This is a genomic window from Bradyrhizobium sp. BRP19 (assembly GCF_020194195.1).
GTDB classification, from domain to species: domain Bacteria; phylum Pseudomonadota; class Alphaproteobacteria; order Rhizobiales; family Xanthobacteraceae; genus Bradyrhizobium; species Bradyrhizobium yuanmingense.
In genome coordinates, this window is record NZ_JADYVZ010000005.1 from 182,883 (window position 1) to 195,677 (window position 12,795).

Here is a 12,795-nt window from a genome sequence, read left to right on the forward strand (position 1 = left end):
ACGCTAGACCTCAATTTTGCTGCTGGGCCGGCTCCAGATGAGCAGCGTCAATCACGAACTGTGCCAACGCCCGGCCAAGGCAATCATGGACCTGCTTCGCCAGCTCAGGCCCGCGGGACGGGTTGAACAGGTCGAACTGACCCTGTTCATTCCACTGCCGCATGATCGCGAAACGATCGAACAGCGGGATGTCGTGCTCCTGTGCCACGACGCGCATATTATCGAGAAAAGGCTGCGCCGAGATCATGGTCTCGGTGCGCGGGCTATATTGCAAATTCATCAAGACGACGTCCGCCCCTGCCTTTTGCAACGCAACAACCCCGTCGGTCACCGCGCTACGAAATTCGTCGGGATCGATGGATCGGATAGCATCCACGGTCCCGGTCTGCCAGATGACCAAAGTAGGCGTTTTTGCTTCCATCAGCTTAACGAAGGTGGACGCGGTCTCCTCTGCCGTTTTCTTGCTCTGTATTTCTACGGAGACGTGCACCGGCTCGGAGGGCGGCAGTTTCTCCTTGAGGATCGCCTCCATGCGCGCCGGATAGGAGCTGCTCTCCGACGACGGAATCGTGGTCGAGCGGCTGCCGATCACCAGGATGTCGAGCGGTTTGCCGGCCTTGATCGCCTCGGCGACCTTGGGCAGCTGGCTTTCGCTGGTCAGCAGATAGGACGGCAGTTCGCAGGCCGCAGGCATAGGGGATGCGGCAGACGCGGCATCGCCCGCGCGCGCCGTGGGCGCGGCGAGGTTACCGCATAGCAGGACCAGGCTCAGGAGAACCTTCGCCTTCATCAGCCCCCTCCCGCCAGATCGGCGTTGCCGACGGCGTTTTTGGTTTTCGCACCGCTCTTGTCAGCCACACGCTTGTACCACGAAATGACCCAGGCCACCCCCCACATGATCAGGACTCCGGAGAGGCTAATCAACGCATGCATGACCGGCCCGCCGGAGATTTCGGCGAGGACGAAATGGCCGGCAAAGGCCAGGAAGACGCCGAGGCAGAAGATCTCGAGCGAATGCTGACCACATAGAATCAATGGTCGCAGCCAGCGCGATTTCAAGCCCGGCCAATCGCGGGGCAGGAAGCGTACGGTCAGCGCCGCCAGCGCCAGGAAGTGCGCGAAGCGCAGCACGTCGAGGTCGGTCTTGTCGATCGGATACATCCATTGCTCGATCTGCTTCGGCATGAACTGGGAGAGCTGGGGCACGTACCAGGTCAAGGTCACGTAGAACGCCGCGATGAGATAGGCGATCGAGATCCACATCGTCACGGGCGAGGCCAGGATGCCCGACATGCGACGCGCACCTCCGAGCGCGCACCAGGCCCCGAACACGAACAGCAATTGCCAGGCGAAAGGATTGAAGGCCCAGAAGCCGTTCGGATAGGCCGACAGGTAAAGGTCGTACTCCCAGGTCACCGCGTAGAGCAGGACCGACAGCCCGAGCGTGACGTCCGGCCGCCATTTCATCGACCACAGGATCAGCGGCAGCGCCAGCATCAGCACGATGTAGAGCGGCAGCACGTCCATGTTGACGGGACGGAAGCGCAGCAGCAGCGCCTGCACGATGACGACATCGGGCTGCTTGAGGAAGTCCATGATGCCCATCTCTTCGGTGTAGAGCGGGTTCTCGAACCTGGTCGCGACATAGGAGATCTCGGCGAGGAAGATCGTGAACAGGAAGACGTGGGCGACGTAGATCTGCCAGACCCGGCGCAGGATGCGCGCGGTGGCGATGAGAACGCCGCTCTCCAGCATGGCCCGGCCATAGACGAAGGCGGCGGTGTAGCCGGAGATGAAGATGAAAATCTCGGTGGCGTCGCTGAGGCCGTAATTGCGGATCGTGAACCAGGTCAGCAGACTGGGCGGCAGATGGTCGATGAAGATCAGCCACAGCGCGAGCCCGCGGAACAGATCGAGCCGGAGCTCGCGCTCGCCGATGGCGGGCAGCGTGATGGCCGGCGCTGCGGCGCGCGCCTTGGTCCCTGCGGGCTTGGCGCCCGCGGTTCCTGCGATGGTCGATCCCGTCACTTGGTCGGCAATGGTCATCGGGGCCTGGAAACCCTTCCGCAAATCGCGACGTTGAAGCAGTGTAATGGTCCGGCTGTCGTCTCGCAAAGCGTCCGGATCACATCAGGGTGTCTCCCTCGATGGTGTGCTTTCCCGCCAATTCTGGCGGGACGATGTCGCCAAGGCGCCCGCGGGGGTTTGGTTCCCGGGGCGGATTTCGGTATGATGACAGCCATGTACCGCGCCGTGACCCGCCAGATCGAAGTGACCGTCGAGCCGAACTTTGTTCCGGAGCAATCGTCGGCCGACCGCTCGCGCTACTTCTGGTCCTACACCATCGTCATCACCAATTCGGGCGAGGAGACCGTGCAGCTCAAGACACGGCACTGGATCATCACCGATGCCTCCGGCCGCCAGCAGGAGGTGAAGGGCGAAGGCGTGGTCGGCGAGCAGCCGATCCTCGCCCCCGGCGAACGCTTCGAATACACCTCCGGCGTGCCGCTCTCGACCGCCTCGGGCTTCATGACCGGCCGCTACCAGATGGTCAGCGAAACCGGCGAGCGTTTCGAGATCGACGTGCCGACGTTTTCGCTGGACAGCCCCGACAACAAGCGGGTGTTGAATTAGAGAGGCGAGTTCGCCGTAACACTCACAACTGTCATGCCCCGGCTTGACCGGGGCATCCAGTACGCCGCGGCCTCTCGTTTCGATCAGCATCGTCTCGGAGTACTGGATCGCCCGATCAAGTCGGGCGATGACACCGCGCGTGTGGCACTGCTCCACTCGACATTGCGAGTGCAGCGACGCGGGTAGGCTCAGGCGTCCTCGACGCCCGCCTCGTGCGGCGTGAACTGGTACACCGACGAGCAGAACTCGCAGGTGACGACGACCTTGTCGTCCTTGACCATGGCGGCGCGGTCGTCGTGCGAGAAGCTCTTGAGCATCGCGGCGACCGCATCGCGGGAGCAGGAGCACCGCGCCTCGAGCACCTGCGGATTGAACACGCGCACGCCGCGCTCGTGGAAGAGGCGGTAGAGCAGCCGCTCGCCGGAGAGCTCGGGATCGATCAGCTCGACGTCTTCGACCGTCTCGATCAGCGAGCGTGCCTCGACCCAGGCATCGTCTTCCGCGACGCTGTGCACCTCGGTGCCGTCGGGCGCATCGCCGGGATGCAAGTCCGCCTGCCGCGCGCGCTCCGGCGCCTTCGGCAGAAATTGCATCAGCATGCCGCCGGCGCGCCAGCGATGCTTGCCGCCGTCGCTCGAGCGCCACTCCTCGCCGACCGCGAGGCGCACGCGCGTCGGGATCTGCTCGGAGCGCAGGAAATATTCGTGGGCGGCGTCTTCCAGGCTGCCGCCGTCGAGCGCAACCAGGCCCTGGTAACGGCTCATGTCGGGGCCCTGGTCGATGGTCATGGCGAGATGGCCGCGGCCGAGCAGCGTGCCGGAATCCTTGGCCGTGCCCAGGCGCGAGGCGTCAAAGCGCGCATAGGCGCGCAGGCGGTCCGGGGCCTTGTAGTCGACCACCAGGAACGACACCGGACCGTCGGTCTGGGCCTGAAGAATGAAGCGGCCCTCGAATTTCAGCGTCGAGCCGAGCAGCGTCGTCAGCACGATGGCCTCGCCGAGCAGCTTGCCCACGGCTGCGGGATAATCGTGCTTGGTGAGGATGTCGTCGAGCGCGGGGCCAAGCCGCACCAGGCGCCCGCGCACGTCAAGCGCGTCGACCTCGTAAGGCAGCACGGCGTCATCGATCGGAACCGATGATGGCGCGCGAACCGGGCCTTCAGGCCCGGTGTTCATGTCAGGAGACTGGGAAACCATGGCGCTTTATCTGGGGTCGGAGGGCGGAAATGGAAGGGGGCGCGTTCCGGATGCGATGAGGGTGCACAACGCTACAGCAAGCTCGGTGTCGTCCCGGGGCGCGCAACGCGCGAGCCCGGGACCCATAACCACAGGACCACGTCATCGAGCGAGATGGCAACTCCGACTCTTCGCCAAACGACTTCCTGTGGTTATGGGTCCCGGATCTGCGCGCGCTTTTGGCGCGCTTGTCCGGGACGACAATTGCGTGTGAGGCCGCAGCGGGGCCTCTGGCGGGCCTACTTCACCGCGTCGAAGCACCAGGCCAAAATGCCCTTCTGCGCGTGCAGGCGGTTTTCGGCCTCGTCGAACACGACCGATTGCGGCCCGTCGATCACCTCGTCGGTGACCTCCTCGCCGCGATGGGCCGGCAGGCAATGCATGAACAATGCGTCCGCCTTGGCCAGCGACATCAGCTTGGCATTGACCTGGTAGGGCTTGAGCACGTTGTGGCGGTGCTCGCCCTCCTTGTCGCCCATCGACACCCAGGTGTCGGTGACGACGCAATCGGCGCCGCGCACGGCGGCCTCGGGGTCGGTGCCGAGCACGATCGGCGCGCCCGTCGCCTTGATCCAGTCGCGCATGGCCTTTTTCGGTGCGAGCTCCGGCGGCGTTGCGACATTGAGCTGGAATTTGAAGCGCTCGGCGGCATGGGCCCAGGACGCCAGCACGTTGTTGTCGTCGCCGGTCCAGGCCACCGTCTTGCCCTCGATCGGGCCACGATGCTCCTCATAGGTCATGAGGTCGGCCATCACCTGGCAGGGATGCGAACGCCGCGTCAGGCCGTTGATGACGGGCACGGTGGCGTTGGCCGCAAGCTCCAGCAGCGCATCATGGTTGAGGATGCGGATCATGATGGCGTCGACATAGCGCGACAGAACCCGCGCGGTGTCGGCGATGGTCTCGCCGCGGCCGAGCTGCATCTCGGCGCCGGTGAGCATGATCGCCTCGCCGCCGAGCTGGCGCATGCCGACGTCGAACGAGACGCGGGTGCGGGTCGAGGGACGCTCGAAGATCATCGCCAGCGTCTTGCCTTCGAGCGGCCTGACCGGCTGCTGCGCCTTCTGCTTCGCCTTCATCGCCGAAGAGGCGGCGAGCATGCTCTTGAGCTCCGAGAGCGGCAGCTCGTTGATGTCCAGGAAGTGCTTGGGAGCTTTGTTGGGCGTCGTGCTCATCAGCTTGCCGCCCGCTTGGTCTGGCTGGAGGAGATCGCAGCGCAGGCGCGCTCTAACCGGCCGACGCTGTCCTCGATCTCCGCTTCCGTGACGATCAGGGGCGGCAGGAAGCGCACGACATTGTCGCCGGCCCCGACGGTGAGCAGCTTTTCGGCGCGCAGCGCCGCGACGAGATCGCCCGAGGGCACCACCGCTTTGATACCGATCAGGAGGCCCTCGCCGCGCACCTCGCTGACGATTTCGGGATGACGATCGATCACGGAGGCGAGCTTCTGCTTGAGCAGCAGCGACATCTTCTGCACGTGGTCGAAGAAGCCGGGCTTGAGCATGACATCGAGCACGGCGTTGGCAGCCGAGATCGCGAGCGGATTGCCGCCGAAGGTGGAGCCGTGCGAGCCGGGCCCCATGCCGGCCGCCGCGTCCGCGGTCGCCAGCACCGCGCCGATCGGAAAGCCGCCGCCGAGCGCCTTGGCGAGCGACATCACATCCGGTGTGACGCCGGTGCGCTTGTAGGCAAAGAGCTCGCCGGTGCGGCCCATGCCGGTCTGCACCTCGTCGAAGGCGAGCAACAGGCCGCGCTCGTTACAGAGTTCGCGCAGCGCCCTCAGGAAGGCGTGAGGTGCAGAACGAACGCCACCCTCGCCCTGGATCGGCTCGATGAGAATGCCGGCGGTGTGCGGACCACTCGCCTTCTTCACGGCGTCGAGGTCGCCGTGCGGCACCTGATCGAAGCCGTCCATCGGCGGACCGAAGCCCTCGAGATATTTCGCAGAGCCGGTGGCGGCGAGCGTCGCCAGCGTGCGGCCATGGAAGGCACCCTCGAAGGTGATCATGCGGTAACGCTCCGGATGCCCCTTGGAGAAGTGATGGTGGCGCACCAGCTTGATCACGCCTTCCAGCGCCTCGGCGCCGGAATTGCAGAAGAACACGAAGTCCGCAAAGCTCTCATTGCAGAGGCGGCTTGCGAGCTTCTCGCCGTCAGGGCTCTGGAACAGATTCGACATGTGCCAGAGCTTGGTCGCCTGCTCCTGCAATGCCTTGACCAGCGCGGGATGGACATGGCCGAGCGCATTCACCGCAACACCCGAGGTGAAATCGAGATAGCGATCGCCGTTGGTCGCGATCAGCCAGCAGCCTTCGCCGCGCTCGAAACCGAGGTCGGCCCTGGCGAAAACGGGGAGCAAATGCGGCGCTGCGCTGTTAGTCATGACGTCACTTGAATGTTGCGGACGGTGTGAGGCATGCATTGCGCGACGCACCATCGACCGGCCCCGGAAAACGAAACGTGCCGCCTTTTAAGGGCGGCACGTGGCACTATCTTATGCCTGGCAAGACGGGTGTCAATGCCGCCCGGAAAGCCTCGCGAAACGCTGATTCCGTAGTCTTGCGGTGCCGATTTTGCGGGTTTTTCACCACGGAACATGTGGAAGCGAGTCGGCGGACTCTTGCGCGGGAGTCACGCCATATTGTAGCGTTTGGACTGTCAGATACGACATCTCGTGCAGCAGTTCTGATCCCAGAAGTCCTCATGTACCGGCGTAAACGTTCGGGCGTCTTGAGCGCGCCCGGCGAGCCTTAAGGGATTCTGACGGCACGGGTTTTTCAAGGCTAAAGCATTCGCTGCGAAGGCCCCAGGATGGCAGGCGCGCAGCGAGGGAAAGGGTGCAATGACGGTTTTGACCTGGTCCGATGATCGCGTCGAGCAGCTGAAGAAGCTCTGGGAGGCCGGACTTTCGGCCAGCCAGATCGCGGCGGAGCTCGGCAATGTGACCCGCAATGCCGTGATCGGCAAGGTGCACCGGCTCGGCCTGTCCGGCCGCGCCAAGAGCCCTTCATCGGCAGCGCCGCGGCCGCGCAAGGCACGGCCCGCGCAGCATATGATGCGGGTGACCCGCCCCGTCGCGCGCGGCAACACCGCGCTGGCGCAGGCCTTCGAGGTCGAGTTGGAAGCCGAGCCGGTTACCTACGACAACGTGGTGCCGATGAGCCAGCGGCTGTCGCTGCTGGAATTGAACGAGGCGACCTGCCACTGGCCGGTCGGCGATCCCTCGAGCCCGGATTTCTTCTTCTGCGGCGGCAAGGCGCTCTCCGGCCTGCCCTATTGTGCCCAGCATTCGCGCGTGGCCTATCAGCCTGCAGCGGATCGCCGTCGCGCAGCACCGAAACCGGGCACGCGGTGAGGTTGCGGAATTTCCTGATCGCCAAGCTTTGATCGCCAAGCTTGATCGCCAAGGCTGCAGCCGTCACACGATGACGGCTCCCAATCACTCCGGTGTCATCCCCGCGAAGGCGGGGATCCATAACGCAATCGTTGCGCGAGATGGTCACTCCGAGTCTTCGCCAAACCACGTCCTGTGGCTGATCGCGACGAGCGCGCGCGCTCGCGCTGAGATCCCGGGCTCGCGCTGCGCGCGCCCCGGGATCACGACCGAGATTGTTGCCGCGGCCGAGAACCAACAACTCGCCCGATCTTACGTCTGCTCAGCCTTCGCGAAGCGATCGTCCAGCGCGTAGCCGGCGCCGCGGACGGTGCGGATCGGGTCCTGCTCGCGGCCAAGGTTGAGCAGCTTGCGCAGGCGGCCGATATGGACGTCGACGGTGCGCTCGTCGATGTAGATGTCGCGGCCCCAGACGCTGTCGAGCAGCTGCTCGCGCGAGAACACGCGGCCGGGATGCTCCAGGAAGAACTCCAGCAGGCGATATTCGGTCGGACCGAGATCGATCGGCCGGCCCGAGCGCGCCACGCGGCGCTTGTCGCGGTCGAGCTCGATATCGCCATAGGCGAGCACGGTGGCGAGGCGCTCGGGGCTCGCGCGCCTGAGCAAGCCCTTCACGCGCGCGAGCAGCTCCGGCACCGAGAACGGCTTGACGATGTAATCATCCGCGCCGGTGGCAAGCCCGCGCACCCGCTCGCTCTCCTCCCCGCGCGCGGTGAGCATGATGATCGGCAGCTGTTTGGTCTCGGGCCGGGTCCGAAGCCGCCGGCACAGCTCGATGCCCGACAGGCCCGGCAGCATCCAGTCGAGCACGATCAGATCGGGAATGTGCTCCTTGAGGCGGGTGTCGGCGTCATCGCCGCGCATCACCGTCTCGACGTCATAGCCGTCGCCTTCGAGGTTGTAGCGAAGAAGCTCGGTGAGAGCTTCCTCGTCCTCAACCACCATAATGCGTGCGCCCATGTGGTCGTAGCTCCTTAAGTCGTCAGGTGTTCGGCACCGTCGTGGCGAAGGTCGTCATGTCGCCCTTCGGCCGCTTGTCGGTGATCGCCTGGCCCTCGATCATGTAGAACACGGTCTCGGCGATGTTGGTGGCGTGGTCGCCGATCCGCTCGATGTTCTTGGCACAGAACATCAGGTGGATGCAGAACGAGATGTTGCGCGGATCCTCCATCATGTAGGTGAGGAGCTCGCGGAACAGCGAGGTGCAGATGGCGTCGACTTCTTCGTCGCCCTTCCACACCGCCATCGCCGCCGGCAGGTCGTGCGCGGCATAGGCGTCCAGCACCGACTTGACCTGCTGCTGCACGAGGTCGGTCATGTGCTCCAGGCCGCGGAACAGCTTGAGCGGATGGAAATCCGTCTCCAGCGCCGCGACGCGCTTGCCCATGTTCTTGGCGAGATCGCCGATGCGCTCGAGATCGGTCGCAACGCGCATCGCGCCGACGATCTCGCGCAGGTCGACGGCCATCGGCTGGCGGCGGGCGATGGTGAGCACGGCGCGCTCCTCGATGCGCTTCTGCAGCGCGTCGAGCTCGACGTCGGTGGCGACGACGCGCTGGCCGAGCGCGACGTCGCGGCGGATCAGCGCGTCGACGGAATCGACGATCATGCGCTCGGCGATGCCGCCCATCTCGGCGACCAGGCGGGTGAGCTCCTGAAGGTCGCTGTCGAAAGCCTTTACGGTATGTTCAGAACCCATGTTCCGTCTCCTCAGCCGAACCGGCCGGTGATGTAATCCTGCGTGCGCCGATCGCTCGGCGACGTGAAGATCTTGCTGGTGTCGTCGAACTCGATCAACTCGCCGAGATACATGAAGGCGGTCTTGTCGGAAACGCGCGCCGCCTGCTGCATGTTGTGGGTGACGATCGCGATCGTGTAGTTCTCGGACAATTCCTGGATCAGCTCCTCGACCTTGGCGGTCGAGATCGGGTCGAGCGCCGAGCAGGGCTCGTCAAACAGGATCACCTCGGGCCGCACCGCGACGGTGCGGGCGATGCAGAGGCGCTGCTGCTGGCCGCCGGAGAGCGACAGGCCGGAGGCATTGAGCTTGTCCTTGACCTCGTTCCACAGCGCGCCACCGCGCAGCGCCTTCTCGACGCGGTCGTCCATCTCGGACTTGGAGATCTTCTCATAGAGACGAATGCCGAAGGCGATGTTCTCGTAGATCGTCATCGGGAACGGCGTCGGCTTCTGGAACACCATGCCGACCCGGGCGCGGAGCAGGTTGAGGTCGAGCTTGGGGTCGAGGATGTTGGTATGGTCGAGTAACAGCTGACCGTCGGCGCGCTGGCCCGGATAGAGGTCGTACATCCGGTTGAAGATGCGCAGCAGGGTGGACTTGCCGCAGCCGGACGGGCCGATGAACGCCGTGACGCGGTTGGTGCCGAGCGCCAGGTTGATGTTCTTCAGCGCGTGGTGGTCGCCGTAGTAGAAGTTGAGGTTGCGCGCCGTGACCTTGGCGGGCGCCTCGGGCAGGGGCTGCGAGCCGGGATGAACGGACGGTGCGCTGACGGAAACAGACATTTCACTCATTTTGCAGTCCTCTCGGCGCCAAGGATGCGCGCGCCAATGTTAAGGGCAAGCACGGTCAGGGTGATCAACAGCGCACCGCTCCAGGCGAGTTGCTTCCAATACTCGTAGGGGCTCTGCACGAAGTTGTTGATGGTGACAGGCAGGTTCGCCATCGTCTTGTTCAGGCCGAGGCTGAAGAACTGGTTCGACAGTGCCGTGAACAACAGCGGCGCGGTCTCGCCGGCGACGCGGGCGGTCGCCAGCAGCACGCCGGTGATGAGGCCGGAGCGCGCGGCACGATAGGCGATGCGCTTGATCACCAGCGAGCGCGGCAGGCCGAGCGCGCTGGCAGCTTCGCGCAACGGATTCGGCACCAGCAGTAGCATGTCTTCGGTGGTGCGCACGACGACCGGGATCACGATGACGGCAAGCGCCAGCGCGCCCGCAATCGCCGAGAAGCCGCGCATCGGCACCACCACCGCGCCATAGATGAAGAGGCCGATGATGATCGAGGGTGCCGACAGGAGAATGTCGTTGATGAAGCGGATCACCGAGGTCAGCTTGTCGTTGCGGCCGTACTCGGCGAGATAGGTGCCGGCGAACAGGCCGAGCGGCGCGCCGATGCCGACGCCGATCACGGTCATGATCAACGAGCCGACGATGGCGTTGCGCAGGCCGCCCTCGGTCGATCCGGGCGGCGGCGTGTCAGCTGTGAAGACCTGGAGGTTGAGCCCGGCCAAGCCGTTGTAGAGCAGCGTGACCAGGATCAGCGCGAGCCAGGTGACGCCGAAGGCGGCGGCTGCGATGCAGAGGCCGCGAATGACGATGTCCCAGCGGCGGCGGCGCGAATAGATCGGGTTCATGGCTTCACTTCCCGGCCTTGGTTTCGAGGCGCAGCAGCATCAAACGGGCGGCAGCGAGCACGAAGAACGTCAGCACGAACAGCAGGAGGCCGAGCAGGATCAGGCCGGACTGGTGCAGGCCGTCGCTCTCGGCAAATTCGGAGGCGATCGCCGCCGAAATCGTCGTGCCCGGCGCGAAGATCGACGAGGAGATCCGGAACGAGTTGCCGATGATGAAGGTCACCGCCATGGTCTCGCCGAGCGCCCGGCCCAGCGCCAGCATGACGCCGCCGATGATGCCGACGCGGGTGTAGGGGATCACCACGCTGCGGACGACCTCCCAGGTGGTGCAGCCGACGCCGTAGGCGGCTTCCTTCAGCACCGGCGGCACCGTCTTGAACACGTCGACCGAAATCGAGGTGATGAAGGGCAGCACCATGATGGCGAGGATCAGCGCGGCGTTGAACAGGCTGAGATAGGACGGGGGCCCTGCGAAGATCGCGCCCAGCACGGGGACGCCGTCGAACACCCTGATCATGAAAGGCTGGAAGGTGTTGGCCAGGAACGGGCCGAGCACGAAGAAGCCCCACATGCCGTAGATGATCGAGGGGATGCCGGCGAGCAGCTCGACCGCCATGCCGATCGGGCGGCGCAGCCATTGCGGGCAGAGCTCGGTGAGGAAGATCGCAATGCCGAGACCGACGGGAATGGCGATCAGCATCGCGATGAAGGAGGTGACGAGCGTGCCGTAGATCGGCCCGAGCGCGCCGAGCACCGGCGGATCGGCCGAGGGCGCCCAGCGCTGCGTCCACAGGAAGGAGATGCCGAACTCCTGGATCGCCGGTAAGGCGCCGACGATCAGCGAGATGATGATGCCGCCGAGGATCAGCAGCACCGAGATCGCGGACAACCGCGTGATCCAGTAGAAGGTGACGTCGCCGAGCTTGAACGCGCTCAAGGCCTTGGCGCGATCATATGGACCGGCAGCATCAATCACATTGCTCTCAACAGCCATCTCAGCCACGCCGATCCCCTATACCCGTTTTATGTACGCTTGTTGTTGGTGGCGCGCTCCGGATGCGGCAGGAGGCCGATCCGGAGCGGAGATCTTGCAGCGTCCCGGAACCGTGTCCGGGACACATATAGCGCCTTAGCTCTTGATCTCGGCAGCCCAGGTCTTCTCGATCTGCTGGACGACGCTGTCCGGCATCGGAATGTAGTCGAGCTCCTCGGCCATCTTGCCGCCGTTCTTGAAGGCCCAGCGGAAGAACTTGATCGCTTCCTGCGCGGCCGCCTTGTCGGTGGCGGACTTGTGCATCAGGATGAAGGTCGCCGCCGTGATCGGCCAGGACTTCTCGCCGGGCTGCTCGGTCAGGATGACGTAATAGCCGGGAGCCTTGGACCAATCGGCGTTGGAGGCGGCCGCCTGGAAGGCCTCGACGGTCGGCTGCACCGGCTTGCCGGCCTTGTTGACGAGACCGGTGTGGGTGAGCTTGTTCTGCTTGGCATAGGCGTATTCGACATAGCCGATCGAGTTCTTGGTCTGGCTGATGTTGCCCGACACACCCTCGTTGCCCTTGGCGCCGACGCCGACCGGCCACTCGACCGCGGTGCCCTCGCCGACCTTGCTCTTCCAGTCCGCGCTGGCCTTGGAGAGATAGTTGGTGAAGTTGAAGGTGGTGCCCGAGCCGTCCGAACGACGGACCACGGTGATGGCTTCTGACGGCAGCTTCGCGTTGGGATTGAGCTTCTTGATCGCGGCATCGTCCCACTTGGTGATCTTGCCGAGATAGATGTTGGCCAGGGTCTCGCCGTCGAACACCAGCTCGCCCGGCTTCACGCCCTCGATGTTGACGACGGGGACGATGGCACCCATCACCATCGGCCACTGGACGAGGCCGTCCTTCTCGAGCTGCTCGGCCTTGAGCGGCGCGTCGGTGGCGCCGAAGGTCACGGTCTTGGCCTGGATCTGCTTGATGCCGCCACCCGAGCCGATCGACTGGTAGTTCAGACCGTTGCCGGTCTCCTTTTTGTAGGCGTCAGCCCACTTCGAATAGATCGGGAACGGGAACGTCGCGCCGGCACCGGTGATGTCGGCCGCAAAGGCTACCGTCGTCGATGCGGCGACCAAGCCGGCAGCGACCATGGTTTTGAGGAAATTCATGCTGGTCTCCATACA

General features: G+C 64.6%; 13 protein-coding genes. 2 read left to right on the plus strand and 11 right to left on the minus strand.

Going from position 1 to position 12,795, the window contains the following annotated elements; all coding sequences use genetic code 11:
- Positions 1-10: 10 nt before the first annotated feature.
- On the minus strand, positions 11-790 hold the full coding sequence (locus I6F36_RS18375; protein ID WP_036020422.1) for a lipolytic enzyme: 780 nt from the start codon (positions 788-790) through the stop codon (positions 11-13).
- Positions 790-2,046: an OpgC domain-containing protein gene (locus tag I6F36_RS18380; RefSeq protein WP_035996371.1), complete on the minus strand. Its 1,257-nt coding sequence runs from the start codon at positions 2,044-2,046 to the stop codon at positions 790-792. The genes I6F36_RS18375 and I6F36_RS18380 overlap by 1 nt, the downstream gene beginning before the upstream one ends.
- Positions 2,047-2,241: 195 nt before the next feature.
- Between I6F36_RS18380 and apaG the strand changes: the two genes are divergently transcribed.
- On the plus strand, positions 2,242-2,634 hold the full coding sequence (gene apaG / locus I6F36_RS18385; protein ID WP_024337101.1) for a Co2+/Mg2+ efflux protein ApaG: 393 nt from the start codon (positions 2,242-2,244) through the stop codon (positions 2,632-2,634).
- A 188-nt stretch (positions 2,635-2,822) separates the two neighbouring features.
- On the opposite strand, the gene I6F36_RS18390 is transcribed toward apaG, so the two are convergent.
- From I6F36_RS18390 to I6F36_RS18400, 3 genes are all read right to left on the minus strand, one after another.
- Positions 2,823-3,830: an Hsp33 family molecular chaperone gene (locus I6F36_RS18390; protein WP_109142180.1), complete on the minus strand. Its 1,008-nt coding sequence runs from the start codon at positions 3,828-3,830 to the stop codon at positions 2,823-2,825.
- 278 nt (positions 3,831-4,108) lie between these two features.
- Positions 4,109-5,044 (minus strand): ornithine carbamoyltransferase, encoded by a 936-nt coding sequence (argF, locus tag I6F36_RS18395; protein WP_036042744.1) that lies wholly within the window; start codon positions 5,042-5,044, stop codon positions 4,109-4,111.
- The gene (locus I6F36_RS18400) at positions 5,044-6,252 is read right to left on the minus strand and encodes an aspartate aminotransferase family protein (RefSeq protein ID WP_225171911.1); all 1,209 of its coding nucleotides are present in this window, start codon (positions 6,250-6,252) and stop codon (positions 5,044-5,046) included. Before I6F36_RS18400 ends, argF begins: the two co-directional genes overlap by 1 nt.
- 459 nt (positions 6,253-6,711) lie before the next feature.
- Between I6F36_RS18400 and I6F36_RS18405 the strand changes: the two genes are divergently transcribed.
- Positions 6,712-7,224, plus strand: coding sequence for a GcrA family cell cycle regulator (locus I6F36_RS18405; protein WP_036001664.1), 513 nt, complete (start codon positions 6,712-6,714; stop codon positions 7,222-7,224).
- A gap of 291 nt (positions 7,225-7,515) precedes the next feature.
- On the opposite strand, the gene phoB is transcribed toward I6F36_RS18405, so the two are convergent.
- The 6 genes from phoB to pstS form a co-directional block, all read right to left on the minus strand.
- Positions 7,516-8,223 carry a phosphate regulon transcriptional regulator PhoB gene (gene phoB / locus I6F36_RS18410; protein WP_008143479.1) on the minus strand — a complete coding sequence of 236 codons (708 nt, stop codon included), beginning with the start codon at positions 8,221-8,223 and terminating at the stop codon, positions 7,516-7,518.
- A 22-nt stretch (positions 8,224-8,245) separates the two neighbouring features.
- On the minus strand, positions 8,246-8,962 hold the full coding sequence (gene phoU, locus I6F36_RS18415; protein WP_036001670.1) for a phosphate signaling complex protein PhoU: 717 nt from the start codon (positions 8,960-8,962) through the stop codon (positions 8,246-8,248).
- Between the two features lie 11 nt (positions 8,963-8,973).
- On the minus strand, positions 8,974-9,795 hold the full coding sequence (gene pstB / locus I6F36_RS18420) for a phosphate ABC transporter ATP-binding protein PstB (protein WP_036020413.1): 822 nt from the start codon (positions 9,793-9,795) through the stop codon (positions 8,974-8,976).
- Positions 9,792-10,637 carry a phosphate ABC transporter permease PstA gene (gene pstA, locus I6F36_RS18425; protein WP_036001676.1) on the minus strand — a complete coding sequence of 282 codons (846 nt, stop codon included), beginning with the start codon at positions 10,635-10,637 and terminating at the stop codon, positions 9,792-9,794. Before pstA ends, pstB begins: the two co-directional genes overlap by 4 nt.
- A 4-nt stretch (positions 10,638-10,641) precedes the next feature.
- Positions 10,642-11,631: a phosphate ABC transporter permease subunit PstC gene (gene pstC / locus I6F36_RS18430; RefSeq protein WP_036020411.1), complete on the minus strand. Its 990-nt coding sequence runs from the start codon at positions 11,629-11,631 to the stop codon at positions 10,642-10,644.
- A gap of 135 nt (positions 11,632-11,766) precedes the next feature.
- Positions 11,767-12,780 carry a phosphate ABC transporter substrate-binding protein PstS gene (pstS, locus tag I6F36_RS18435; RefSeq protein ID WP_036001732.1) on the minus strand — a complete coding sequence of 338 codons (1,014 nt, stop codon included), beginning with the start codon at positions 12,778-12,780 and terminating at the stop codon, positions 11,767-11,769.
- Positions 12,781-12,795 lie beyond the last annotated feature (15 nt).

Excerpts from the sequence above, each read along its gene's own strand:
- I6F36_RS18375 (WP_036020422.1), bottom strand. The coding sequence starts at position 790 with ATGAAGGCGAAGGTTCTCCTGAGCCTGGTCCTGCTATGCGGTAACCTC.
- I6F36_RS18380 (WP_035996371.1), bottom strand. The coding sequence starts at position 2,046 with ATGACCATTGCCGACCAAGTGACGGGATCGACCATCGCAGGAACCGCG.
- apaG (WP_024337101.1), top strand. The coding sequence starts at position 2,242 with ATGTACCGCGCCGTGACCCGCCAGATCGAAGTGACCGTCGAGCCGAAC.
- I6F36_RS18390 (WP_109142180.1), bottom strand. The coding sequence starts at position 3,830 with ATGGTTTCCCAGTCTCCTGACATGAACACCGGGCCTGAAGGCCCGGTT.
- argF (WP_036042744.1), bottom strand. The coding sequence starts at position 5,044 with ATGAGCACGACGCCCAACAAAGCTCCCAAGCACTTCCTGGACATCAAC.
- I6F36_RS18400 (WP_225171911.1), bottom strand. The coding sequence starts at position 6,252 with ATGACTAACAGCGCAGCGCCGCATTTGCTCCCCGTTTTCGCCAGGGCC.
- I6F36_RS18405 (WP_036001664.1), top strand. The coding sequence starts at position 6,712 with ATGACGGTTTTGACCTGGTCCGATGATCGCGTCGAGCAGCTGAAGAAG.
- phoB (WP_008143479.1), bottom strand. The coding sequence starts at position 8,223 with ATGGGCGCACGCATTATGGTGGTTGAGGACGAGGAAGCTCTCACCGAG.
- phoU (WP_036001670.1), bottom strand. The coding sequence starts at position 8,962 with ATGGGTTCTGAACATACCGTAAAGGCTTTCGACAGCGACCTTCAGGAG.
- pstB (WP_036020413.1), bottom strand. The coding sequence starts at position 9,795 with ATGAGTGAAATGTCTGTTTCCGTCAGCGCACCGTCCGTTCATCCCGGC.
- pstA (WP_036001676.1), bottom strand. The coding sequence starts at position 10,637 with ATGAACCCGATCTATTCGCGCCGCCGCCGCTGGGACATCGTCATTCGC.
- pstC (WP_036020411.1), bottom strand. The coding sequence starts at position 11,631 with ATGGCTGTTGAGAGCAATGTGATTGATGCTGCCGGTCCATATGATCGC.
- pstS (WP_036001732.1), bottom strand. The coding sequence starts at position 12,780 with ATGAATTTCCTCAAAACCATGGTCGCTGCCGGCTTGGTCGCCGCATCG.